At 48.0% G+C, this 2,617-nt stretch carries 1 protein-coding gene; it reads left to right on the forward strand.

The window, feature by feature from the left end; all coding sequences use genetic code 11:
* Window positions 1-2,547, forward strand: a 2,547-nt coding sequence (locus tag Q0J48_RS07030; protein WP_296242777.1) for a glutamate synthase-related protein, incomplete at its 5' end; no start/stop codon positions are given.
* Between the last annotated feature and the right edge of the window lie 70 nt (window positions 2,548-2,617).

A 2,617-nucleotide genomic window follows, 5' to 3' on the forward strand; every position in this document is an offset into this window, starting at 1 on the left:
GAAAGCGGCGAGCCGCGGGATGTTCATCAGTTTGCCTGTCTGTTAGGTTATGGGGCAACAGCGATCTATCCGTATCTTGCCCATGAATGCATTGAAGAAATGATCGAAAAAGACATGTTGGACAAAGAACCTTCGTCAGCGATCCACGATTATAACGAAGCCATTCTTCATGGCATCGTTAAGATTGCCGCCAAGATGGGGATCTCTACCTTACAGTCATATCAGTCGGCCCAGATCTTTGAAGCCATCGGCATTTCGAAAGAAGTGATCGATGCCTATTTTACGAATACGCTCTCGCGCGTGGGAGGCATCGGTTTAAAAGAGATCGAAGAAGATTTGATCTATCATCACGATCACGGCTTTGATCCGTTGGGATTATCCACCGATACGACATTAGACAGCATCGGTTTTCATAAGCTGCGTTCCGGAAAAAGAAAAGAAGATCATCTCTATGACCCCAAGACGATCGTTACCTTACAGGAAGCGACCCGGCTCAATGATTATGAATTGTTTAAAGAATATTCCAGGATGGTCAATGACCAGGATCGGCCTCATACTTTAAGGGCTTCCTTAGAATTTGTCCATGAGCATCCAGGCGTACCGATCGAGGAAGTGGAGTCGGTCTATGATATCGTCAAGCGATTTAAGACGGGTGCCATGTCCTATGGCTCGATCTCGGAAGAGGCGCATACCACCATGGCGATTGCGATGAATCGCCTTCATGGAAAATCCAATTCCGGAGAGGGCGGAGAAAAACCCGAACGACTAGGAACTGAGAAGAATTCGGCGATCAAACAAGTCGCCAGCGGACGTTTTGGGGTGACCAGCGAATATTTGACCAGTGCCCAGGAGATCCAGATCAAGATGGCGCAAGGGGCCAAACCTGGAGAAGGAGGACATCTGCCGGGCAAAAAAGTCTATCCGTGGATTGCCAAGACGCGCTACAGCACGCCGGGTGTAACTTTGATCTCCCCGCCTCCTCATCACGATATTTACTCCATCGAGGATCTGGCGCAATTGATCTATGATTTGAAAAATGCGAATCATAATGCCCGCATCAGCGTCAAATTGGTCAGCGAGGATGGAGTCGGAACGATTGCCTGTGGGGTAGCTAAAGCTGGGGCAACGGTCGTCTTGATTTCCGGATACGATGGCGGGACAGGGGCAGCGCCCCAGTCCAGCATTCATCATGCGGGGCTTCCCTGGGAGTTAGGCCTGGCACAAACGCATAAGGATCTGATTGAAAATGGGCTACGCAGCCGGGTGATCTTAGAAACGGACGGCAAACTCATGACCGGGCGCGATGTGGCTATTGCATGCTTGTTGGGCGCGGAAGAATTTGGCTTTGCGACGGCACCGTTAGTTACGATGGGATGTCGGATGATGCGCGTTTGTAACTTGGATACTTGTCCTTTTGGCATTGCCACTCAAAATGAAGAATTGCGCAAGCGCTTTAAAGGAAAACCGGAGTACGTTATGAATTTTATGTTGTTTATTGCGCAGGAATTACGAGAGATCATGGCAAAACTGGGCTTTCGTTCCATCGATGAAATGGTGGGGCATACCGAATGTCTTCAAGTTCGACCAGAACTGAAAAACCGTCAAAAGATGTTGGATCTCAGTGACTTGCTGGGGCAAGCGCATCCGGTGCACTACCAGGCTTCAGATGCCTATGATTTTAAGTTAGAAGAAACACTGGATCATAAAGAGATCTTGCCGCGCTTTATGCCGTATCTCAAGAAAAAACAAGCGCATGAAGAAACATTCAAGATTTCCAGTACCGATCGTACGGTGGGCACTTTGTTTGGTTCTCAGATCACAGCGATGTTTAAGAATTCCTTGCCGGAAGATACCTTTACGATTCATTGTGTCGGCGGGGCCGGCCAATCGTTTGGAGCCTTTATTCCTCAAGGATTGACCTTGGAAGTAACGGGCGATTCCAATGATTATTTTGGAAAAGGATTATCGGGAGGAAAGCTGATCATCAAACCCGATCCGCGCTCCAGCTTTACAGCGGAAGACAATGTGATCATCGGCAACGTCGCTCTTTATGGGGCCACCAGCGGTAAGGCATTTATTCGCGGCAAGGCCGGGGAACGCTTCTGTGTACGAAATTCAGGAGCCACAGCCGTTGTAGAAGGCTGCGGCGATCACGGGTTGGAATATATGACCGGAGGAACGGCTGTGATCTTAGGAAAAACCGGGAAAAACTTTGCGGCCGGGATGTCTGGAGGCATCGCGTACGTCTTAGATACCGATCATGATCTTTATTTGCGAATCAATAGAGAACTGGTTTCCATGGAAGCTGTGACCGGCAAAGCCGACATGGAAGAGCTTCAGGAGATCTTGAAGGAGCATGTTGCCGCAACAGATTCTTCGGTTGCGAAAAAGATCCTGGAACATTTTGAAGAAAATCTCAAAAACTTCAAAAAGATCGTTCCAAAAGATTATCAGATCATGAAAGATTCGATCAAAGCTCTGCAGGATAAAGGTTTCCATCAAGAGGAAGCGGAATTAAAAGCCTTTGAAATGGCTTTTCAGAAATAGGAGGGAACGCCATGGGAAAATCAACAGGATTTTTAGAATTTCAAAGAGAAGAGAATCCGGCATTTTTGCC

It is taken from the genome of uncultured Faecalicoccus sp. (assembly GCF_944325745.1).
In the GTDB taxonomy this organism is placed as follows: Bacteria; Bacillota_I; Bacilli_A; order Erysipelotrichales; family Erysipelotrichaceae; genus Faecalicoccus.